This window comes from Burkholderia sp. A2, assembly GCF_001729305.1.
GTDB classification, from domain to species: Bacteria; Pseudomonadota; Gammaproteobacteria; order Burkholderiales; family Burkholderiaceae; genus Burkholderia; species Burkholderia sola.
In genome coordinates, this window is the sequence record NZ_LZXX01000160.1 from 17,237 (window position 1) to 38,675 (window position 21,439).

Here is a 21,439-nt window from a genome sequence, read left to right on the forward strand (position 1 = left end):
CGGCGCAAAAGCGGCGCAATACCGGCATGGGTCAACCGGAGGGGCCCGCCGAACGTTCTACAATGACTGCTGTTCCACGACGTGAGTCTTCATGCGCACTTTCCTTTCCTTCGGCCGCACGCTTGCGCTGGCCGCCGCCGTGCTGGCGCCCGCCGCACACGCGAATAACGTGATCGTCCTCAATTCGGCCGAAGCGACGCTTTCCCTGATCGACCAGCAGTCCCGCGAGGTCGTCTCCACGATGCCGACCGGGAAGGAGCCGCACCATTTGATGGCGACGCCCGACAATTCGTCGCTCATCGTCGCGAATTCGGTCTCGAACAGCCTGATGTTCGTCGATCCGAAGACGGGCAAGCTGCAGCGCACGGTCGAAGGCATCGAGGATCCGTACCAGCTCGGCTTCTCGCCGGACAAGAAGTGGTTCGTGTCGACCGGGCTGCGTCTCGACCGGCTCGACATCTACAGCTACGACGGCCGCGACCTGCATCTCGTGAAGCGCCTGCCGCTCGCGGTGATGCCGAGCCACCTCGCGTTCACGAAGGACAGCAAGACCGTGCTCGTGTCGCTGCAGGTGTCCGGCGAGATCGCGGCGGTCGACCTCGCGACGCAGACGGTCAAGTGGAAGATGCCGGTCGGCAAGGTGCCGGCGGGCCTGTGGATGACGCCGGACGACAAATACCTGCTGGTCGGCATGACGGGCGCCGATTACGTCGCGGTCGTCGACTGGCGCAATCAGAAGGTCGTGAAGACGATCCAGACGGGCAAGGGCGCGCACAACTTCCGCTCGCTCGCCGACGGCACGCACGTCGCGATCACGAACCGCGTCGCGAACACGATCAGCATCATCGACGAGATCACGCTCACCAAGGTCGGCGACATCACCGGCCTGCTGCCGGGCCCCGACGACATGGAGCTGTCCGCCGACAAGAAGACGCTGTGGGTGACGTTCCGTTTCGCGAAGAAGGTCGGGATCATCGATCTGGCGTCGCGCAAGCTGGTGCAGACGATCGCCGTCGGCCGCTCGCCGCACGGCATCTACTTCTACGACCGCGCGCCGTGGAAGGCGGCGAACGGCGCGTGACGGGCGGAGGCGGACGATGCTGCACCTGATCGATGCGTTCGTGTCGGACATCCAGACCTGGCTGTACGTCGACGTCGTGCAGCCGCTCCTCTTCAAGTTCAACCTGATGGACTACGACGAGGACACCTACGATGCGCTGTACTGGGTGATCGTCGGCGCGCTGCAGATGGTGCTGATGTTCGCGCTGCTGCGCCCGCTCGAGGCGCTGCTGCCGGTCGAGCGCTGGAAGAACCGCCGCGCGGTGCGGGTCGACGTGATCTACACCGCGATCTCGAAGCTCGGCATCTACACGCTGTTCTTCTTCTTCGCGCTGCAGCCGGTGTTCGACAACCTCCAGGCGTGGCTGCGCCTGCACGGCGTCGCGAACGTGAACCTCGACTATCTGTGGCCGGGCGTGACCTCGCGGCCGATCGTCGCATTCGCGATCTACCTCGTCGTGCTCGATTTCGCCGGCTACTGGTATCACCGCTGGCAGCACAAGTTCGGCATCTGGTGGGAGCTGCACGCGGTCCATCACAGCCAGCGGCAGATGTCGCTGTGGTGCGACGACCGCAACCACCTGCTCGACGACGTGCTCCAGTCGTGCTTCTTCGCGGCGATCGCGCTCGTGATCGGCGTGACGCCGTCGCAGTTCGTCGTGCTGACCGCGGTCACGAACTTCCTGCAGAGCGTCCAGCATACGAATGCGCGGCTGTCGTACGGCCGCATCGGCGAGCGCCTGCTCGTCAGCCCGATCTTCCACCGTCGGCATCATGCGGTCGGCTATGGCCACGAAGGCACCAAGTACGGCTGCAACTTCGGCGTGCTGTTCCCGTGGTGGGACATGCTGTTCGGCACCGCGTCGTGGAACCGCACCGTCGAGCCGACCGGCATCCGCGAGCAGGTCGACGGCGTGTCCTACGGCGACGGCTTCTGGTCGCAGCACGGCCTCGCGTTCGTGCGGATCTTCCGGCGCCTGTTCCCCGCGAAGCGCGGCGCGGCGTCGGCCTGATCCCGACCGGGCCTTTCTCCCGTTGAACGGCTCTCCCACACGGCCCGCCTGCGCTTTGGCGCATGCGGGCCGTGTGGTTTATCCTTTCCCCGTTTTTCTCCATCGATACAGGTCCGCATGAACGACTTGCTGCGCTCCTTCGTCCGGGCGCTCGCCAGCGCGCTGCACCCGCGCATGCTGTGGCTCACCCTGATGCCGTTCGTCGTGTCGGCGCTGCTGTGGGGCGTCGTGCTGTGGTTCTCGTGGCAGACGCTGCTGGATCTGGCGCGCGGCGCGCTCGACGGTTTCGTGCTGACGGCCGCGCTGTATCGCGCGTTCGATGCGATCGGCATGTCGCAGCTGCATGCGGTCGTCGCGCCGTTCGTGGTCGTGTCGCTCGCGATCCCGCTGATCGTGCTGACCGTGCTGCTGCTGATCGCGACGATCTCGATGCCGGTCGTGATCAAGCACCTGTCGAACCGCCAGTTCGCGGCGCTCGAGCCGAAGCGGGGCGGCACCTTCATCGGCAGCGTGGCCAACTCGCTCGGCGCGGCGATCGTCGGCGTCGTGCTGCTCGTCGTCACGATCCCGCTGTGGCTGATTCCGCCGTTCTTCGCGCTGCTGCCGCCGGTGATCTGGGGCTGGCTCACGTACCGCGTGATGACCTACGACGCGCTCGCGCTGCACGCGAGCCGCGACGAGCGCCGCGCGCTCGTGCGCCGGCATCGCTGGCCGCTGATCGGCATCGGCGTCGCGACCGGGCTGCTCGGCACCGTGCCGACCTTCGTATGGGTCTCGTCCGTCTGGATGATGGTGCTGTTCCCGTTCGTCGCGGCCGCCATGATCTGGGTTTACGCTTTCATCCTCGTCTTCTCGGCGCTGTGGTTCGGGCACTACTGCCTGCGCGCGCTGGAAGACCTGCGCGCCAGTGCGCGCGCCACCGCAATCGACATGGGGCAGGCATGAGCATCGGCATCATCATCATCGGCGACGAAATCCTTTCGGGCCGCCGGCAGGACAAGCACCTGGCGAAGGTCATCGAGCTGCTCGGCGCGCGCGGCCTCGCGCTCGACTGGGCCGAATACGTCGGCGACGATCCCGCGCGCATCACCGCGACGCTCGCGCGTGCGATCGCGTCGGGCGACATCGTGTTCTCGACGGGCGGGATCGGCGCGACGCCGGACGACCATACGCGCCAGTGCGCGGCCGCCGCGCTCGGCGTGCCGCTCGAGCTGCATCCGGACGCGAAGGCGCTGATTGCGGAGCGGATCCGCGAAACGCACACCGATCCGGCCACGCCGGTCGACTTCGAGTCGCCGGAGAACCGGCATCGCTTCAACATGGGCGTGTTCCCGGCCGGCGCGACGATCATCCCGAACGGCTATAACCGGATTCCGGGCTTCTCGGTCGGCGATCTCCACTTCGTGCCGGGCTTCCCGGTGATGGCGTGGCCGATGATCGAATGGGTGCTCGATACGAAGTACGCGCATCTGCATCACGCGACGCCGCATGCCGAGCGCTCGCTGTACGTGTTCGAGCTGCCGGAATCGACGCTCACGCCGCTGATGGAGAGGATCGAGCGCGATTTTCCGGGCGTGCGCGTGTTCAGCCTGCCGAGCGTCGGCGACGCGGAGCGCGGCGGCATCTATGCGCGCCGTCACATCGATCTCGGCGTGAAGGGCGAGCCGGAAGCGGTCGCGGCCGCATTCGTGAAGCTGCGCGAAGGCGTGCACCTGCTCGGCGGCGACGTCGTCGAGCCCGATACGCCGCGCGCCTGAGCGGCGGCCTGCAACAACACGGCCGCACCAAAAGCAACGGGCCGCGCAACGCGGCCCGTCATCGGCATGTCATCGCCCGGCTCGACGATGAGGCTGTCGCAACCGGCGGGCGCGGCGCGCCGTCAGGCGCCGATCCACGGCAGTTTGCGGAAGCACCAGCCGTCGACCGTCTTGCGGTGGCCTTCGGCGTCCTTCGCGCCTTCGAAGCCTTCGAGCAGGTCGAACGCCTTCGTGAAGCCGGCCTGCGCGGACGCGACCGCGGCGAGCTTCGAGCGCGCGGCGCTGCGACACAGGAACAGGATCGGCGTATCGGCCGGGAGGGCGGCCTTCAGTTCATTGACGAATTCGGCGTTCGGCACGCCGCCCGGGTAGCGGGTCCATTCGACGTGCAGGTACTGGCCGTCGCCGACGAGCGGCCGGCCGACCCAGTCGAGCTCGGCGCGCGTGCGCACGTCGACGAGGCGCGCGGACGGGTCGAGCTGCAGCAGTTCGAATGCCTCGACCGGCAGCAGCGCGCCGGCATAGTTGAGCGCGCCTTGCGCGCGGCGTTCGTCGGCCTTCGCGTAAAGCTGGTCCAGCGTACTCATGACGGGAAGTCTCCGTATCGGTCAAACGACCATTCTAGCGCGACGGCACCGCACGGACGTCCGCATGCGGCACGGTGCATGCGCCGGACACGCACTCACCAAAACGGTGCAGAATGGGCGGCATGCACCAGAATGGTCGCATTGCGCGGGTGCGCTCGATCGGTTGCACCATCGCGGTGCGATGTCGCCATCGCCGGTGCGGCGCCCGGCCCCGGAATCGCGCAGCGAAGCCCCGCTGCGGCGCGGGCCGGCGCGATTCGCGTCGGTTTTGCGATGGTTGGCACGGAAGCTGCTATATAGAATTCGGTCGAATCGGGGCGCGCTGCGCCAAAGCAAGACCCCGGTCAGCTCGATAAACGAGGCGGTTTCCCAGTCCGCCGGAATTGTTCAATCAGGAGAAGAGGTTATGAGTAAAACCGTCGCCGACGTCATGCAGCTCGTGAAGGACGAGGACGTCAAGTTTGTCGATTTCCGCTTCACGGATACGCGCGGCAAGGAACAGCACGTGTCGGTGCCGGTTTCGGCGTTTGACGAAGACAAGTTCGAAAGCGGTCATGCATTCGACGGTTCGTCGATCGCGGGCTGGAAGGGCATCGAGGCGTCGGACATGCTGCTCATGCCGGATCCGAGCGCTGCCTTCGTCGACCCGTTCTACGAAGAGTCGACCCTCGTGCTGACCTGCGACGTGGTCGAGCCGGCCGACGGCAAGGGCTACGAGCGCGATCCGCGTTCGCTCGCGAAGCGCGGCGAAGCGTACCTGAAGAGCACGGGCATCGGCGACACGGCGTACTTCGGTCCGGAACCGGAATTCTTCATTTTCGACTCGGTCCAGTGGAACACGGACATGTCGGGCTGCTTCGTGAAGATCAACTCGGAAGAAGCGCCGTGGTCGGCAGGCAAGGAATTCGAAGGCGGCAACACGGGCCACCGTCCGGGCACGAAGGGCGGCTACTTCCCGGTCGCGCCGGTCGACACGTTCCAGGACATGCGTTCGGAAATGTGCCTGCTGCTCGAACAGCTCGGCATCCCCGTCGAAGTGCACCACCACGAAGTGGCGGGCCAGGGCCAGAACGAAATCGGCACGAAGTTCTCGACGCTGGTTCAGCGCGCCGACTGGACGCAATGGTCGAAGTACATCATCCATAACGTCGCGCACTCGTACGGCAAGACGGCGACGTTCATGCCGAAGCCGGTCGTCGGCGACAACGGTTCGGGCATGCACGTTCACCAGTCGATCTGGAAGGACGGCCAGAACCTGTTCGCGGGCAACGGCTACGCGGGCCTGTCGGAACTGGCGCTGTTCTACATCGGCGGCATCATCAAGCACGCCCGTGCGCTGAACGCGATCACGAACCCGACGACGAACTCGTACAAGCGTCTGGTCCCGCACTTCGAAGCACCGGTCAAGCTCGCTTATTCGGCACGCAACCGTTCGGCATCGATCCGCATTCCGCACGTGTCGAACCCGAAGGGCCGCCGTATCGAAACGCGCTTCCCGGATCCGATGGCGAACCCGTACCTGTGCTTCACGGCGCTGATGATGGCCGGCCTCGACGGGATCCAGAACAAGATCCATCCGGGCGAAGCCGCGGACAAGAACCTGTACGACCTGCCGCCGGAAGAGGATGCAAAGATCCCGACCGTGTGCGCGGGCCTCGACCAGGCACTCGAAGCGCTCGACAAGGATCGCGAGTTCCTGACGCGCGGCGGCGTGTTCACGGACGGCATGATCGACGCGTACCTCGCGCTGAAGGAGCAGGAGTTGGCGAAGTTCCGCATGACGACGCACCCGATCGAGTTCGAGATGTACTACTCGCTCTAATCGGCGATGGCGCTTCGATTCAGCGCCGTCATGCCGGTTCGTTCCCGTCGCGCGGCTTGCGGCGGGAACGGCGGAGTCTGAAAGGGGACGGCGTCCGGCCGTCCCTTTTTTGTTCCGACGATTTTCATTTTCTGGCCCGGTGAGGCGCGACAAGCACGCAGATGGTTCTGAAGAATCTGATCAAGGCGAAAACGGGGCAGCCCGAACGACTGACGGACGACGAGCGGCTCGCGCGCTCGGGTCTGCTGGCGGGGCTCGAAGCGCTACCGACGGTCGTGATCGTGCTCGACCGCAAGACGCTGCGGGTCGCGTTCGCGAACCCGTCCGCGGAGGCGATGCTCGACATCTCGCGGCGGCAGCTCGCGCAGCGGCCGTGGGGCGAGATTTTCCCGAACGCGAACGAACTCGCGTCGACGATCACCGCGATCGGCCAGGAACGCTTTCATGCGACGCACCTCGATACCGTGCTCGACCGGCCCGGCCGCGAACCGCTGCACGTGCATGCGATCGTCGGCTTCCTCGAGAACGCGCCCGATTTCGTGCTCGTCGAGCTGTTCGAGAACGAACGGCAGTCGCGCACCGATCGGGAAGAGCGCATCCATGACCTGACCGCGGTCAACAAGCAACTGATCCGCAACCTCGCGCACGAGATCAAGAACCCGCTCGGCGGCATTCGCGGCGCAGCCCAGCTGCTCGAATTCGAACTGGGCGAGCGCGAGCGCGGCGAGTTGCGCGAATACACGCAGGTGATCATCAAGGAGTCCGACCGCCTGCAGACGCTCGTCGACCGGTTGCTGGAGCCGCACCGGCATCCGCACATCGTCGGCGACGTGAACATCCATGAAGTATGCGAACGCGTGCGCGCGGTGATGCTCGCGGAATTCCCGCGCGGGCTCACGATCGAGCGCGATTACGACGTGAGCGTGCCGGATCTGCGCGGCGACAAGGAGCAGTTGATCCAGGCGCTGCTGAACATCGTGCGCAACGCCGCGCAGGCGCTGCGCGAACGGATCGCGCAGGGCGACGCGAAGATCGAGCTGCGCACGCGCATCGCGCGCAAGGTGACGATCGCCAAGCGCCTGTACCGGCTGGCACTGGACTTGCACGTGATCGACAACGGGCCCGGCATTCCGGAAGAGATCCGCGACCGGATCTTCTACCCGCTCGTGTCCGGACGCGACGACGGCAGCGGCCTCGGCCTCACGCTCGCGCAGACGTTTGTCCAGCAGCACGACGGGATGATCGAGGTCGAAAGCCGGCCCGGACGTACCGAATTTCAGATTCTGCTGCCGCTCGACCATTGAGCGGCGGCATTGCGATTCACCCATACCTGACCGACCTATGAAGCCGATCTGGATAGTAGACGACGACCAATCGATCCGCTGGGTGCTTGAAAAGGCACTCGCCCGGGACAGCTTCGCGACGAAGAGCTTCGCGAACGTGCGCGACGCGCTGGCCGCGCTCGACCACGAGACGCCGCAGGTGCTCGTGTCCGACATCCGGATGCCGGGCGGCTCGGGCCTCGAGTTGCTGCAGGCGATGCACGAGCGGCTGCCGGGCCTGCCCGTCATCATCATGACGGCGTTCTCCGATCTCGACAGCGCCGTCGCCGCGTTCCAGGGCGGCGCGTTCGAATATCTCGCGAAGCCGTTCGACGTCGACAAGGCGGTCGAGCTGATCCGTCGCGCCGTGGAAGAAAGCCTGCGCGGCGGCGCGCCGCAGGACGAGCGGGTGGCCGAGGCGCCCGAGATGCTCGGCCAGGCGCCCGCGATGCAGGACATGTTCCGCGCGATCGGCCGGCTGTCGCATTCGGCCGCGACCGTGCTGATCACCGGCGAATCGGGCACCGGCAAGGAGCTCGTCGCGCGGGCGCTGCACCGTCACAGCCCGCGCGCGAACGGGCCGTTCATCGCGCTGAACACGGCGGCGATTCCGAAGGATCTGCTCGAATCCGAACTGTTCGGCCACGAGCGCGGCGCGTTCACCGGCGCGCAGACGACGCGGCAGGGCCGCTTCGAGCAGGCCGAGAACGGCACGCTGTTCCTCGACGAAATCGGCGACATGCCGTTCGACCTGCAGACGCGTCTGTTGCGCGTGCTGTCGGACGGGCAGTTCTACCGGGTGGGCGGTCATAACCCGCTGCGCGCGAACGTACGCGTGATCGCGGCGACGCACCAGAATCTCGAGTCGCGCGTGCGGCAGGGGCTGTTCCGCGAGGACCTTTACCACCGGCTCAACGTGATCCGGCTGCGGCTGCCGCCGCTGCGCGAACGCAGCGAGGACATCGCGCTGCTCACACGCCACTTCCTGCAGAAGAGCGCGCGCGATCTCGGCGTCGAGCCGAAGCGCGTGTCCGACGACGCGCTCGCGTACCTGACGTCGCTGCCGTTTCCCGGCAACGTGCGGCAGCTCGAGAATCTCGCGAACTGGCTGACCGTGATGGCGCCCGCGCAGACGGTCGAGATCAAGGATCTGCCGCCCGACCTCGTGCCGGGCGGCACGCCCGCGGCGCCGGTCGTCGCGACGGGCGAGGGTGCGGACGCGCACGGCAGCGGCGGCCACGCGGCGGCCGTACCTTCCGCGATCGGCGCAACGCCGCTCGCCGCGGCGCCCGCCGCGAGCGCGGCGAACGGCAGCGCGCCGGCCGGCTACCCGCTGTGGGAGCACGGGCTGCGCACCGAAGTCGCGCGGCTGTTGCGCGAGAACTCGACCGACGTGATGGACGAACTCGCACGCCGCTTCGAGGCGGCCGTGATTCGCGAGGCGCTCGACTTCACGCGCGGCCGCAAGGTCGAGGCCGCGGAGCGGCTCGGCATCGGCCGCAACACGATCACGCGCAAGATCCAGGAACTCCATCTGGAGCCCTGACCGGGCACGATTCGCGGCATGCGCGGGCCCGCGCATGCCGCGATCGGACATAATCGCGGTTTGCACGCCGTTTGCCATTCCGCCGATCCTCCATGTCCGATTCCTTCCGCTGGCCCGCCGGGGCCGACCCGTTCCGTTTCCTCGAAGCGCTCGACAGCAAGCGCGCCCGTACGTGGGTCGACGAGCAGAATGCGCGCACGCGCGCCGCGCTGCGTGACGACGATGCCTATCGCGCGCTGACCGCGCGTCTCGCGAAAGCGTATCTGCCCCGCGAACGCCCGGTGATTCCGACCCGCTGGCGTGACTGGGCGTACGACCTGTGGCAGGACGATCTCCACCCGAAGGGACTGTGGCGCCGCACGCGCTGGGCCGACTGGCGAGCCGGCCAGCCGGCCTGGGAAACGCTGCTCGACGTCGACGCGCTCGGCGCGGAAGAGGGGGAGTCGTGGGTGTTCGAGCAGGAGGCGATCCTGTATCCGGACGGCGATCGCGTGCTGCTGTCGCTGTCGCCCGGCGGCGCCGACGCGGTCGTCGTGCGCGAATTCGATCTCGTCGAGCGCCGTTTCGTCGACGGCGGTTTCACGATCGACGAACCGGGCCATCACACGGTCGGCTGGATCGACCGCGACACCGTGTACGTGAGCTGGGATCGCGGCGAAGCACATGCGACCGCGGCCGGTTATCCGTATGAAGCACGGCGCTGGGTACGCGGCACCGCGCTCGCCGATGCGCCCGTCGTGTTCAGCGGTGAGCCGGACGACATCAGCGCGGGCGCATGGTACGACCCGATCGACCGCCGCCACGTCGCGTGGCGCAGCGTCGACTTCTTCGACGCGCATGCGTATCGGCTGACCGACGCGGGCGAATGGGCGCGCTACGACGTGCCGACACATGTCGAGGTCGGGTTCTGGGAAGGCTGGCTCATGCTGGAGCCGCGCCTTGACTGGGATTGCGACGGCGTGCGCCACGCGGGCGGTTCGCTGCTCGCGATCCGCGAGCAGGCGTTCCTCGCCGGCGCGCGCACATTCACGACGCTGTTCGCACCGCGACCGACGACGTCCGCCTGCACGTGGACGCACACGCGCACCACGCTGATCGCGAGCTGGCTCGACGACGTGCACAACCGGACCATGCTGTGGCAGCCGAAGCAGGCCGACGACGGATCGTGGACGTGGGACGCACGGCCGTTCGAGTGGCCGGGCGACGCGCAGATCGACGTCGAGCCCGTCGAGTCGACGCTGAACGACGAGGTGTACGTCGACGTCGACACCACGCTCGATCCACCCGAATGCTGGCTGGCCGATCTTGCCGATCGCGCGGACGATGCGCCGTCGCGCCGCGTGCTGCTCGACCGGCCGCCGGTGCAGTTCGATGCGGCCGGGCTCGTCGTACGTCGCGCGAGCGCGCGTTCGCGCGACGGCACGGTGGTGCCGTACACGCTGATCGGGCCGCGCGATGCGCTCGATGCACCGGAAGGCGTGGCGCGCGTCGCGCGGCCGTGCCTGTTGTCGGGCTACGGCGGCTTTGCGATCCCGAACCTGCCGGGCTACAGCGATGCGTTCGGTATCGGGTGGCTCGAACGCGGCGGCGTGATGGCGTTCGCGCACATCCGCGGCGGCGGCGAGTTCGGGCCGCGCTGGCACGTCGACGCGCAGCGCGAACACCGGCAGCGTTCGTTCGACGATTTCATCGCGGTCGCCGAGGATCTGATTGCGACCGGCGTGACGCGCGCCGCGCAGTTGGGGATCGAAGGCGGCAGCAACGGCGGGCTGCTGGTCGCCGCGTGCATGATGCAGCGGCCCGAGCTATTCGGCGCGGTGCTGTGCCGCGTGCCGCTGCTCGACATGCAGCGCTATCCGAAACTGCACGCGGGCGCCGCATGGCTCGACGAATACGGCGACCCCGACGATCCGCGCGAAGGCGCGGCGCTGGCCGCGTATTCGCCGTATCACCGTGTGCGCGAAGGCATCGCGTATCCGCCGTTGCTGCTGACGACGTCGACGCGCGACGACCGCGTGCATCCCGCGCATGCGCGCAAGATGGCCGCGCGCATGCAGGCGCTCGGTCACGAACGGGTGTGGTACTGGGAGAACACCGACGGCGGCCACGGCAGCGCCGACGATCTCGAACGCGCGGAAGCCGACGCCGCCGAATTCGGCTTCCTGTGGGCCCATCTCGGGCCGGCGCCCGCGCGGCGCTGATCGCGCGCGGGCCGCTTGGGGCCCGGTATCGGCGTGAACAGGCGCTGGACGATCAGCCGACGATCGCGACGACGGGCGTGTGGTCGGACGGCTGTTCCCACGTGCGCGGCACGCGATCGACCTCGCACGACGTGCAGGTCGCCGCGAGTGCCGGCGACAGCAGGATGTGGTCGATGCGCAGCCCCGCGTTGCGGCGGAACGCCATCATCCGGTAGTCCCACCACGTGAAGGTTTTCTCGGGCTGTTCGAAGCGGCGGAACGCATCGACGAAGCCGAGTTCGATCAGCTGCGCGAAGTGCGCGCGCTCCTGCGGCGACACGAGGTTCTGGCCTTCCCATTTCGCGGGATCGTGCACGTCGCGGTCTTCCGGCGCGATGTTGTAGTCGCCGAGCAGCGCGAGCTTCGGGTAGCGCTGCAGTTCGGTGCGCAGCCACGCCTGCAGCGCATCGAGCCATTGCATCTTGTAGACGAACTTGTCGGAGTCGAGCGCCTGGCCGTTCGGGAAGTACGCGGACACGATGCGCACGCCGTCGACCGTCGCGGCGATCACGCGCTGCTGCGAATCGTCGAAGCCGGGGATGTTGCGCACGACGTCCGATTCGTCGACGGCGAGCGTGTCGCGCGCGAGGATCGCGACGCCGTTGTAGGTCTTCTGGCCGGTGAACCAGCTGCGGTAGCCGGCCGCCTCAAGATCGGCGCGCGGGAATTTCTCGTCCGGCAGCTTCAGTTCCTGCAGGCACAGTACGTCGGCGCCGCTTTGCGCGAGCCAGTCGAGCACGTGCTGTTTGCGGACGTTGAGCGAATTGACGTTCCAGGTGGCGATTTTCATGAACGGGAGGATGCGTGCGGCGTGAATGCGAAGGCCGCCATCTTACCGCGAGCATGGGGTGCGAACGCGCGTCATGCGGGCTTGCGCATGTGCCACGCATCGCCGGTTGGGCAGCGGAAGCAGAAATTGTGACAAAGGTATTGACGTGAGTACTTCCTCACCCTATAATTTATTTCTCTGACGCGGGGTGGAGCAGTCTGGCAGCTCGTCGGGCTCATAACCCGAAGGTCACAGGTTCAAATCCTGTCCCCGCAACCAAGCACATTAGGCGATGTGCCGCGCAATTGACCGATGCGCACTTCGTCTACAAGAACCCGGCTTCGTGCCGGGTTTTTTGTTTTTCGCGCGCGGATCGCTGTCGCCGTTACCGCGCGGCCCACTCGACGGCAGCCTTCGCGTGCAGCGCGGTCGTATCGAATACCTGTAGCGGCGCATCGTCCGCGCCGATCAGCAGCGTGATTTCCGTGCAGCCGAGGATCACGGCCTGCGCGCCGCGCGTCGCCAGTTCGTCGATGATCGACACGTACGTTGCGCGTGATGCCGCCGAGATGACGCCGTGGCACAGCTCGTCGTAGATGATCCGGTGCACGTCGTCGCGCCCGCGCTCGTCCGGCACCAGCACGTCGAGCCCGAATTTCCCGCGCAGCCGGTCCGCATAGAACGGCAGCTCCATCGTATAGCGCATGCCGAGCAGGGCGACGCGCTCGACGCCCGCGGCGCGCAGCGCTTTGCCGGTCGGATCGGCGATGTGCAGGAACGGCAGCGTCACCGCGGCCTCGATCGCGTCGTGCACGCGATGCATCGTATTCGTCGTCAGGACAACGAGATCGGCGCCGGCCGCTTCGAGCTGCCGCGCGGCGTCGGCCATCCGTTCGCCGAGCGCGGCCCAGTCGTGCGTGCGCTGCAGTGCTTCGATTTCGGCGAAGTCGACCGTGACCAGCACGCTCTTCGCGTTGTGATGGCCGCCGTGCAATGCCTTCGAGTGCCGGTTGATCATCCGGTAGTACTCGGCCGACGATTCCCAGCTCATGCCGCCGATCAGTCCGATCGTCTTCATCGATCACCTTTGCGTTTCGTGTATCGCGGCAGACGAGTATAGGCGCCGCTGCCCGTGCCCGGCCGGTACGATCCGCGCAAACCGGGCCGGTACGGCGCAGCCGATCGTGAATGGCCGGCGCCGGGCGACTGGCTCCGGACATACGTGGCAGTTGAAACCGGCACTGTGTTTTTGTACAGTATCGGCACCGTGAGCCCGACCACCATCCCGCCTGCCGATCCGCACGCACCGCCGCCCGGCGACGCGCCGCCGCGCATGCGCAAGATCATTCATTGCGACTGCGACTGCTTCTACGCGTCGGTCGAGATGCGCGACGACCCGTCGCTGCGCAACCGGCCGCTCGCGGTTGGCGGCCGGCCCGACCAGCGCGGCGTGATCGCGACCTGCAACTACGAGGCGCGGCGCTACGGCGTGCATTCGGCGATGTCGTCGGCGCTGGCGATGCGCAAGTGTCCGGACCTGCTGATCCTGCCGTCCGCGATGGACAAGTATCGCGCGGCGTCGCGGCAGATCATGGCGATCTATCGCGACTACACGCCGGACGTCGAGCCGCTGTCGCTCGACGAGGCGTACCTCGACGTCAGCGGGTCGGAACGCTGCCAGGGCAGTGCGACGTTGATTGCGCGCGAGATCCGCGAGCGGGTGCGCGATACGGTCGGCGTGACCGTGTCGGCGGGCGTCGCGCCGAACAAGTTCATCGCGAAGATCGCGTCCGACTGGAACAAGCCCGACGGGCTATTCGTCGTGCGGCCGCACGAGATCGACGCATTCGTCGCGGCGCTGCCGGTGCGCAAGCTGCACGGCGTCGGCAAGGTGACGGCCACGCGGCTCGATCGGCTCGGCATCCAGACCTGCGCGCAGTTGCGCGACTGGCCGCTGATCGACCTGCACCGCGAGTTCGGCGCGTTCGGGCGGCGGCTGTACGAACTGTCGCGCGGGATCGACGAGCGGCCCGTGCAGGCCGACCAGGAGCGCAAGTCGGTCAGCGTCGAGACGACCTACGTGACCGACCTGACGACGCTCGAGCAATGCGCGGACGAAATCCGCCGCCTCGTCGCGCAGCTCGACGCGCGAATCGAGCGCGCCGGCGCTGCGCGGTCGATCCGCAAGCTGTACGTGAAGATCCGCTTCGCCGATTTCCAGCGTACGACGGTCGAGTGCGTGGCCGACGCGACGAATGCCGAGACGGCCGTCACGCTGCTCGCGAAGGGGTTGTTGCGGCGCGCGCGGCCGGTGCGGCTGCTCGGCGTCGGCGTGCGCATCGACGAGGACACGGCCGAGCGCCACGGGCAATTCCTGCTGTTCGACGACGAAGTGGGCGACGACACGCCCGCGCCATGAAAAAAGCACCGCCGAAGCGGTGCCTGTCGATGCAGCCTGAACAGCTGGCGTGGCCAGGCGGCGCGCTCAGTGCGCGGACGCCGCCATCCCGTTGTGGCGCAGTAGCGCGTCGATTTGCGGTTCGCGGCCGCGGAACGCCTTGAACGACTCCATCGCCGGACGGCTGCCGCCGACCTCGAGGATTTCGCGGCGATAGCGCGTGCCGGTTGCCGCGTCGAGCACGCTGCCGCTGGTCGCGGCCGCTTCCTCGAACGCCGCGTACGCGTCGGCCGACAGCACCTCGGCCCACTTGTAGCTGTAGTAGCCGGCCGCGTAGCCGCCCGCGAAGATGTGGCTGAACGTGTTCGGCCAGCGCGAGAACGCCGCTTGCGGGATCACGTGATAGCGCTCGTTGATCTCGCGCGCGAACGCGGTCACGCCGGTGGCGCCGGCCGGGTCGTAATCGACGTGCAGCAGCATGTCGAACATCGAGAACACGATCTGGCGCAGCGTGCCAAGCCCGCTCTGGAAGTTCTTCGCGGCGATCATCTTGTCGAACAGCTCGCGGGGCAGCGCGGCGCCCGTATCGACATGCGACGACATCGACGACAGCACGTCCCATTCCCAGCAGAAGTTCTCCATGAACTGCGACGGCAGTTCGACCGCATCCCATTCGACGCCGTTGATGCCCGACACGCCGAGCTCGTCGACGCGCGTGAGCATGTGGTGCAGCCCGTGGCCGAATTCATGGAACAGCGTGATGACCTCGTCGTGCGTGAAGCACGCGGGCTTGCCGCCGACCGGCGCGGAGAAGTTGCAGGTCAGGTACGCGACGGGCGTCTGCACGTCGCTGCCGCGCTTCGCGCGCGAACGCGCGTCGTCCATCCACGCGCCGCCGCGCTTGCCTTCGCGTGCGTACAGGTCGAGATAGAACTGCGCGACGAGCGAGCCGTCGCGGTTCTCGACGCGGAAGAAGCGCACGTCCTTGTGCCACACCGGCGCGTCGTCCGGCTTGATCTTGACGCCGAACAGCGTTTCGGTGACGGTGAACAGGCCCTTCAGCGCGGCCGGTTCCGGGAAGTATTGCTTGACCTCGTTTTCCGAGAACGCATAGCGCTGCTGGCGGAGCTTCTCGGCCGCGTACGCGACGTCCCACGGCGCGAGTTCGGCGAGCCCGATTTCCTTCGCGGCGAACGTGCGCAGCTCGTCCCAGTCCTTGTCCGCGTGCGGGCGGGCGCGCGTCGCGAGATCCTCGAGGAACGCGATCACCTGCTGCGGCGATTCGGCCATCTTCGGCGCGAGCGACACTTCGGCGAAGTTGCGATAGCCGAGCATCTGCGCCTCTTCGCGGCGCAGCTTCAGCGCGTCGGCGACGATCGCCGTGTTGTCCCATTCGGCCTTGCCGTCGCCGTACTGCGGCCCGAGCTCCGACGCGCGCGTCGCATACGCGCGGTAGAGCGTCTCGCGCAGCGCGCGGTTGTCCGCGTACTGCAGCACCGGGAAGTACGACGGGAAATGCAGCGTGAATTTCCAGCCTTCCTTGCCGTCCTTCTGCGCGGCTTCGCGGGCGGCCTCGATCGCGTCGCCGGGCAGGCCGGCCAGCTCGGCTTCGTCCTTCGCGAAGTACGCGTACGCATTGGTCGCGTCGAGCACGTGATCGGAGAACGCCTTCGACAGCGCGGCCTGCTGTTCCTGCAATTGCGCGAAGCGCGGCTTTTGCTCCTCGGGCAGCTCGGCGCCCGACAGCCGGAAGTCGCGCAGCGCATTGTCGAGGATCTTCTTGCGCTCGGCGGACAGCGTCGCGTATTCGGCGCTCGCGGCGATCGCCTTGTACTTTTCGTACAGCGCGAGATTCTGGCCGACGCTCGACCAGAACTCGGTCACGCGCGGCAGGTTCTCACCGTAGGCAGCCCGCAGTTCGGGCGTGTCGGCGACCGCATTCAGGTGGCCGACGATACCCCAGGCGCGGCCGAGCGGCTCCGTGGCCCGCTCGACCGTTTCGACGACGGCGGCCCAGGTCGACGGCGTGTCGCTCGCGCTCGCCGTTTCGACCGCGCGGCTGGCGGCATCGAGCAGCGTATCGAGCGCGGGCGTCACGTGTTCCGGGCGGATCTCGCCGAAACGGGGCAGGCCGGAGAAGTCGAGGAGCGGATTGGTGTTGGCGCTGGCGGACATTAAGACTCCCTGTCTGTTGCCGGATGAACCGGGGTGAAAAGGGTGAGGCGCGACGAAGCGGCGCCCGATACCGACATTATTGGGGCGCATCGTGCGCTTTCCAATCGTTAGTTTCTAATGACGCGATTGACGCAGGGTCGGATGCGGGCGGCCGGCGAGGTGCGGCCGGCCAGGCGCGGCCGGCGAGGTGCATCGGGCGCGCCGGCCGGCGCGATTGCAGCCGCGCGATTGCGGCTGGCGAGGCGCCGGCGCGCTGAACCGCGCGCCGGCCGGGCAAAGGCAGCGTCAGGCTGCGGCGGCAGCCGCGCGTTCGGCGGATTCGATCGTATTGATCAGCAGCATCGTGATCGTCATCGGGCCGACGCCGCCCGGCACCGGCGTGATGTAGCCGGCGACTTCCTTCACGCCCGCGAAATCGACGTCGCCGCACAGCTTGCCCGCGTCGTCGCGGTTCATGCCGACGTCGATCACCGTCGCGCCCGGCTTGACCATGTCGGCGGTCAGGATGTTGCGCTTGCCGACCGCGGCGACCACGACGTCGGCCTGGCGCGTATGCGCGGCGAGGTCGCGCGTCTTGCTGTGGCAGATCGTCACGGTCGCGCCGGCGTCGAGCAGCATCATCGCCATCGGCTTGCCGACGATGTTCGAGCGGCCGATCACGACCGCGTTCGCACCTTGCAGCGCGATGCCGTGCGCTTCGAACATCTTCATCACGCCGTACGGCGTGCACGGGCGGAACAGCGGCTTGCCGGTCATCAGCGCGCCCGCGTTCGCGACGTGAAAGCCGTCGACGTCCTTCTCCGGGGCGATCGCCTCGATCACCTTGTGGCTGTCGATATGCGCGGGCAGCGGCAACTGGACGAGGATGCCGTGGATCTTCGGGTCGCGGTTCAGCTCGTCGATGCGCGCGAGCAGGTCGGCTTCCGACAGCGTGGCCGGGTACGCATCCTTCAGCGAGAAGAAACCGTTGTCCTCGCACGCCTTGATCTTGTTGCGCACGTAGACTTCGCTCGCCGGGTTCGCGCCGACGAGGATCACCGCGAGACCGGGCTGGTGGCCGCGTGCGGTCAGTGCGGCGGCGCGTTCGGCGGCCTGGGCGCGCAAGGTCTTCGAAAGGGCGTTGCCGTCGATGAGGAGGGCTGTCATGGTGGTGGGTCCTGCCGGGAAGTTGGAATGCGGGCGTACGGCGCGCGAAGCGCCGTAGCAAAGCACGTAATTATACCGGTCGCCTGCTGCCGTCCGACAGCGAATCAACGGGAAGCGTCATGGCCGCAGCGCGCGTGCGCCGGGAGGAACGGCCGCCGCCGCGCGAGTGGGCCGCATCGCGCGGGGCGGCAAACGCCGGTGGCGGGCCGGGCGGCCGGGGCGAGCCGTGCCGCCGTGGCCGGACAAACCGCTCAGGCCTGTTTCTTCGACAGCGCGAGGCGCAGCAGGTCGGCCACCGTGTTGACGTTGAGCTTTTCCATGATGTTCGCGCGGTGCGCCTCGACCGTCTTGATGCTGATGCCGAGATCGTCGGCGATCTGCTTGTTCAGGCGGCCCGCGATGATCCGTTCGAGCACCTGCTGCTCGCGCGCGGTCAGCTTCGACAGGCGTTCGCTCGCGGCGCGCTGTTCCTGGACGCTCTTGCTTTCGCTTCGGGCCTTGTCGAGCATCCGCTCGACGAGCTTGCGCAGCTCGGCTTCGTCGAACGGTTTCTCGATAAAGTCCATCGCACCCTTTTTCATCGTCGACACGGCCATCGGCACGTCGCCGTGGCCGGTGACGAAGATGATCGGCAGCGCGGCATTGTCGGCGATCAGGCGCTCCTGCAATTCGAGGCCGCTCATGCCCGACATCCGCACGTCGAGGATCAGGCACGCGATCTGGCCGGCCTGCTGCGCCGGCTGGTACGCATCGAGGAACTGCTCGGCGCTCGAGAAGCATTGCACGCGATAGCCGTTCGCCTCCAGCAGCCAGCGCAGCGAGTCCCGTACGGCCTCGTCGTCGTCGACGACAAAGACGGTTTCCTGAGTGGTGGTGACAGGGCTATTCATAGTTCTCCCGTAACGGTATGTGATGCCGATGCCTCGCGCCCCCCTTGGCCGAGATCAGCGGGTTCCCCAATGGGCAGGCTGCAGTGGAACGTCGCGCCGGAAATGCGGCCGTCCGGCTCGACGTTGTTGACCACCCACAGACGCCCCCGATGCGATTCGATGATCGAACGGCAGATGTTCAGCCCCATGCCCATGCCGTCGGACTTGGTGCTGTAAAACGGTTCGAACAGGCGCTCGGCGGTCGCTTCGTCGACGCCGGGGCCCTGGTCGATCACGCGGATGTCAACGAAGCCGGCGTCGATGTCGGCGACGACGCGGATCACGCCGTCCACCGACGCCGGCTTCACGTCGGCCATCGCCTCGGCTGCGTTCTTCATCAGGTTCACGAGCACCTGCTCGATCAACACGGGGTCGACATAAATAATAGGCATTCTTGCGAGGATTTCCGTGACGATCCGGATCCTGCGCTTCCTGGCCTCGATTTCGGCGAGCCCGACCGCGTCGGCGACGATGTCCGCGACCCGCGCCGGCTGGCGCTTCGGCTCGCTGCGCTTCACGAATTCGCGGATCCGCTTGACAATCATCCCCGCGCGCAGCGCCTGCTGCGCGGTCTTCTCCAGCGCGGGCTGCAGCGTCTCGGGCGTGCCGCGGCCGCTCTTGACGAGCGCGAGCGTGCCCGAACAGTAGTTGTTGATCGCGGCGAGCGGCTGATTCAATTCGTGAGCAATCGACGACGCCATTTCGCCCATCGTCATCAATCGGCTCGTGAACTGCAGCTTTTCTTCCTGCTGGTGCGCGAGTTCCTGCGCCTTCTTGCGGGTCGTGATGTCGGTCGCGATCTGCATCTGCGCGAGGTGGCCGTCCACCCACTGGATGTACTGGCGGCGTACCTCGAACCACTTCTGGATGCTCTCGACGTACACCTCCTGCGCGTCCGCCGTGCTGCTCGTCAGCGCGGCGGCCGGCAGGCCCGCGAACGCGTCGACCATGTCGATCGAGTCGGACGACGCCTGCGCGCGGTCGAAGCCGCCGCCCGACAGCTCCAGATGGCCGTCCGGGCGAATGCCGAACAGGTGGCGGTAGTAGCGGTTCGCGAACAGCAGCTCGGCTTCGTCGGCGGCGAGCACCGACACCGCGGCGTCGAGGCTTTCGAGCACCGTCGTGAAGCGTTCGTGCGCGGCCGCGAGCTCTTCCCGCGCGCGCTTGGGCTCGGTGATGTCCGTCATCGACGACATCCAGCCGGTCTGGCGGCCCGAGCTGTCGATCAGCGGCGACACGTACAGGCGCGCATGGAACAGCGTGCCGTTCTTGCGCCGCACGCGCAGCTCGAAGCCCGAGCTCGGCGCCTTGCCGCGCAGCGTCATGTCGAGCTGGCGCTGCATTTCCGGGTACGCGTCGCGCGGCCAGTACGGGAACGGCGCGACCTTGCCGACGAGATCGGTCTCGTCCCAGCCCGTCATCCGGCAGAACGCGGGGTTCACGTGCGTGATGCGGCCGTGCATGTCGAGCACGCGCATGCCGATCAGCACCGAGTTTTCCATCGCGCGCCGGAAGAACGCTTCCGCGTACAGCGCCTGCTGCGCCTCGAAGCGCTGGCGCGTGTGCTTCCACAGGCTCCAGAGGCTCCACAGCACGAAGCACGACAGGCCGGCGACGAGCCACACGAGCGTGTTGTTAGTCAGGTTCGTGAGTTGCGGGAACGCGTACACGCGCACCGTCAGCCCCTGGCCGGGCGGGTCGAGCGGGAGATCGTAGTGCGAGTCGCGCGGCAGGCGCGGGCGCGTCGACGTGGACGACAGTTCGCGGTTGTTCGAATCGGTGATCGAGATCTTGTACTTCGACGACAGTTCCTGCGGGATGTCGTGCTTCAGGATGCCCTCGACCGAAAACACCGCGGCGAGCGAGCCGAGATATTCGCGGTCGCCGCGCATCACGGGCGTCTGCAACGTGATGAAGCCGTTGCCGAACTCGTCGTAGATCAGCGGCGAATACGCCTGGCGGCGCGTGCTGCGCGCTTCGTCGTACGCGCCGCGCACGGCGTCCTGCATCTGCGCGTCGCCGGGCTTCGCGAGCCGCTGGCCGAGCAGCGGCGGATGCACGGCCGGCCAGCGCTGCACGCCCGGCGCCGTGTACCAGTTCAGGTAGAGGATTTCCGGATGCGTCTGCATCACGTCCGCGACGGCCATCTGGAACGCGTTCTGGTCGAGGCGGCCGGACGCGAGATCGCGCGACAGCGCCTGCAGCTGTTCCTGCGCGCCCGTCATCGACAGGCGGATCTGCTGCTGGGCCCACGCGACGTTGCGAAACAGGGTGTCTTCCTGCTGCTGCTGTTCGCGCCGATTGAGGCTCCACAGGATGAGGCTCATCACGACGAGGAACACCAGGATCGACAGCAGCGGCGTCAGCAAATAGGAGTTGGACCACCACGGTCCGTGGTGCCAACGGGACGGCTGCGACTCCGCCGGCGGGCCCGGCGGTCGCGCCGAGCGTGCGAAAAGCCGATCGGTCAACATGGCAGGATTGTAGCGCAGCGCAATACATGGAAAACCGATACCGGATAGGTTGAACGGAAACGGTTTTGTTCCGATGAGACGGGCCGCGGAGCCCCGAAATATGGGTGCAGCGCAGCAATATTTCGCATCATGAGAAAAGATCTCACGATTCGAAAATTTTGTTGCGCAGGCCCATCCACGCTCATTACAATCCGTCGGAGCT

Annotated in this window: 16 protein-coding genes and 1 tRNA gene; 10 read left to right on the forward strand and 7 right to left on the reverse strand. The window is 67.1% G+C overall.

Translation table 11 applies throughout. The features are described from left to right. Nucleotides 1-91 precede the first annotated feature (91 nt). From A9Z05_RS33440 to A9Z05_RS33455, 4 genes are all read left to right on the forward strand, one after another. Nucleotides 92-1,081, forward strand: a complete 990-nt coding sequence (locus A9Z05_RS33440) for a beta-propeller fold lactonase family protein (protein ID WP_069621806.1) — start codon at nt 92-94, stop codon at nt 1,079-1,081. A 16-nt stretch (nt 1,082-1,097) separates the two neighbouring features. Next, nucleotides 1,098-2,072, forward strand: a complete 975-nt coding sequence (locus A9Z05_RS33445) for a sterol desaturase family protein (RefSeq protein ID WP_069621807.1) — start codon at nt 1,098-1,100, stop codon at nt 2,070-2,072. A 117-nt stretch (nt 2,073-2,189) separates the two neighbouring features. Further along, nucleotides 2,190-3,017, forward strand: a complete 828-nt coding sequence (locus A9Z05_RS33450) for an EI24 domain-containing protein (protein ID WP_069621808.1) — start codon at nt 2,190-2,192, stop codon at nt 3,015-3,017. Then, on the forward strand, nt 3,014-3,829 hold the full coding sequence (locus tag A9Z05_RS33455; RefSeq protein WP_069621809.1) for a molybdopterin-binding protein: 816 nt from the start codon (nt 3,014-3,016) through the stop codon (nt 3,827-3,829). Before A9Z05_RS33450 ends, A9Z05_RS33455 begins: the two co-directional genes overlap by 4 nt. Nucleotides 3,830-3,951: 122 nt before the next feature. Here the strand turns inward: A9Z05_RS33455 and A9Z05_RS33460 are convergent, their stop codons facing one another. After that, nucleotides 3,952-4,416: a rhodanese-like domain-containing protein gene (locus tag A9Z05_RS33460; protein WP_059583291.1), complete on the reverse strand. Its 465-nt coding sequence runs from the start codon at nt 4,414-4,416 to the stop codon at nt 3,952-3,954. Between the two features lie 406 nt (nt 4,417-4,822). Here A9Z05_RS33460 and glnA point away from each other — a divergent pair, with 406 nt between their 5' ends. The 4 genes from glnA (at nt 4,823) to A9Z05_RS33480 (ending at nt 11,307) form a co-directional block, all read left to right on the forward strand. Then, on the forward strand, nt 4,823-6,238 hold the full coding sequence (gene glnA, locus A9Z05_RS33465) for a type I glutamate--ammonia ligase (protein WP_017331833.1): 1,416 nt from the start codon (nt 4,823-4,825) through the stop codon (nt 6,236-6,238). A gap of 161 nt (nt 6,239-6,399) precedes the next feature. Continuing rightward, nucleotides 6,400-7,542: a nitrogen regulation protein NR(II) gene (glnL, locus tag A9Z05_RS33470; RefSeq protein WP_059583294.1), complete on the forward strand. Its 1,143-nt coding sequence runs from the start codon at nt 6,400-6,402 to the stop codon at nt 7,540-7,542. A 37-nt stretch (nt 7,543-7,579) separates the two neighbouring features. Further along, a complete protein-coding gene (ntrC, locus tag A9Z05_RS33475; RefSeq protein ID WP_069621810.1) occupies nt 7,580-9,106 on the forward strand; it encodes a nitrogen regulation protein NR(I) in 1,527 nt (508 codons plus the stop codon). Nucleotides 9,107-9,198: 92 nt separating this feature from the next. Continuing rightward, nucleotides 9,199-11,307, forward strand: coding sequence for a prolyl oligopeptidase family protein (locus tag A9Z05_RS33480; protein ID WP_069621811.1), 2,109 nt, complete (start codon nt 9,199-9,201; stop codon nt 11,305-11,307). 52 nt (nt 11,308-11,359) lie between these two features. On the opposite strand, the gene xth is transcribed toward A9Z05_RS33480, so the two are convergent. Beyond that, nucleotides 11,360-12,136 (reverse strand): exodeoxyribonuclease III, encoded by a 777-nt coding sequence (xth, locus tag A9Z05_RS33485; protein ID WP_069621812.1) that lies wholly within the window; start codon nt 12,134-12,136, stop codon nt 11,360-11,362. 181 nt (nt 12,137-12,317) lie between these two features. On the opposite strand from xth, the gene A9Z05_RS33490 reads away from it, so the two are divergent. Beyond that, a tRNA-Met gene (locus A9Z05_RS33490) sits at nt 12,318-12,394 on the forward strand. Nucleotides 12,395-12,500: 106 nt separating this feature from the next. On the opposite strand, the gene A9Z05_RS33495 is transcribed toward A9Z05_RS33490, so the two are convergent. Further along, nucleotides 12,501-13,193, reverse strand: coding sequence for an aspartate/glutamate racemase family protein (locus tag A9Z05_RS33495; RefSeq protein ID WP_069621813.1), 693 nt, complete (start codon nt 13,191-13,193; stop codon nt 12,501-12,503). Between the two features lie 165 nt (nt 13,194-13,358). Here A9Z05_RS33495 and dinB point away from each other — a divergent pair, with 165 nt between their 5' ends. Continuing rightward, the gene (gene dinB / locus A9Z05_RS33500) at nt 13,359-14,534 is read left to right on the forward strand and encodes a DNA polymerase IV (protein WP_069621814.1); all 1,176 of its coding nucleotides are present in this window, start codon (nt 13,359-13,361) and stop codon (nt 14,532-14,534) included. A gap of 66 nt (nt 14,535-14,600) precedes the next feature. Here dinB and A9Z05_RS33505 read toward each other — a convergent pair whose 3' ends face one another. From A9Z05_RS33505 to fixL, 4 genes are all read right to left on the reverse strand, one after another. Continuing rightward, entirely contained in the window at nt 14,601-16,688 is a 2,088-nt protein-coding gene (locus tag A9Z05_RS33505) for a M3 family metallopeptidase (protein WP_069621815.1), read from the reverse strand. Nucleotides 16,689-16,973: 285 nt separating this feature from the next. Beyond that, entirely contained in the window at nt 16,974-17,834 is an 861-nt protein-coding gene (gene folD, locus A9Z05_RS33510; protein ID WP_069621816.1) for a bifunctional methylenetetrahydrofolate dehydrogenase/methenyltetrahydrofolate cyclohydrolase FolD, read from the reverse strand. A 251-nt stretch (nt 17,835-18,085) separates the two neighbouring features. Further along, entirely contained in the window at nt 18,086-18,724 is a 639-nt protein-coding gene (gene fixJ, locus A9Z05_RS33515; protein ID WP_006493245.1) for an oxygen response regulator transcription factor FixJ, read from the reverse strand. Next, the gene (fixL, locus tag A9Z05_RS33520) at nt 18,721-21,237 is read right to left on the reverse strand and encodes an oxygen sensor histidine kinase FixL (RefSeq protein ID WP_050013013.1); all 2,517 of its coding nucleotides are present in this window, start codon (nt 21,235-21,237) and stop codon (nt 18,721-18,723) included. Before fixL ends, fixJ begins: the two co-directional genes overlap by 4 nt. Between the last annotated feature and the right edge of the window lie 202 nt (nt 21,238-21,439).

Bases quoted from the DNA above. Each gene is read 5' to 3' on its own strand.
- folD (WP_069621816.1), bottom strand. From the start codon at position 17,834: ATGACAGCCCTCCTCATCGACGGCAACGCCCTTTCGAAGACCTTGCGC.
- A9Z05_RS33455 (WP_069621809.1), top strand. From the start codon at position 3,014: ATGAGCATCGGCATCATCATCATCGGCGACGAAATCCTTTCGGGCCGC.
- A9Z05_RS33495 (WP_069621813.1), bottom strand. From the start codon at position 13,193: ATGAAGACGATCGGACTGATCGGCGGCATGAGCTGGGAATCGTCGGCC.
- A9Z05_RS33450 (WP_069621808.1), top strand. From the start codon at position 2,190: ATGAACGACTTGCTGCGCTCCTTCGTCCGGGCGCTCGCCAGCGCGCTG.
- ntrC (WP_069621810.1), top strand. From the start codon at position 7,580: ATGAAGCCGATCTGGATAGTAGACGACGACCAATCGATCCGCTGGGTG.
- A9Z05_RS33440 (WP_069621806.1), top strand. From the start codon at position 92: ATGCGCACTTTCCTTTCCTTCGGCCGCACGCTTGCGCTGGCCGCCGCC.
- A9Z05_RS33505 (WP_069621815.1), bottom strand. From the start codon at position 16,688: ATGTCCGCCAGCGCCAACACCAATCCGCTCCTCGACTTCTCCGGCCTG.
- A9Z05_RS33460 (WP_059583291.1), bottom strand. From the start codon at position 4,416: ATGAGTACGCTGGACCAGCTTTACGCGAAGGCCGACGAACGCCGCGCG.
- glnL (WP_059583294.1), top strand. From the start codon at position 6,400: ATGGTTCTGAAGAATCTGATCAAGGCGAAAACGGGGCAGCCCGAACGA.
- A9Z05_RS33445 (WP_069621807.1), top strand. From the start codon at position 1,098: ATGCTGCACCTGATCGATGCGTTCGTGTCGGACATCCAGACCTGGCTG.
- xth (WP_069621812.1), bottom strand. From the start codon at position 12,136: ATGAAAATCGCCACCTGGAACGTCAATTCGCTCAACGTCCGCAAACAG.
- A9Z05_RS33480 (WP_069621811.1), top strand. From the start codon at position 9,199: ATGTCCGATTCCTTCCGCTGGCCCGCCGGGGCCGACCCGTTCCGTTTC.
- fixL (WP_050013013.1), bottom strand. From the start codon at position 21,237: ATGTTGACCGATCGGCTTTTCGCACGCTCGGCGCGACCGCCGGGCCCG.
- glnA (WP_017331833.1), top strand. From the start codon at position 4,823: ATGAGTAAAACCGTCGCCGACGTCATGCAGCTCGTGAAGGACGAGGAC.
- fixJ (WP_006493245.1), bottom strand. From the start codon at position 18,724: ATGAATAGCCCTGTCACCACCACTCAGGAAACCGTCTTTGTCGTCGAC.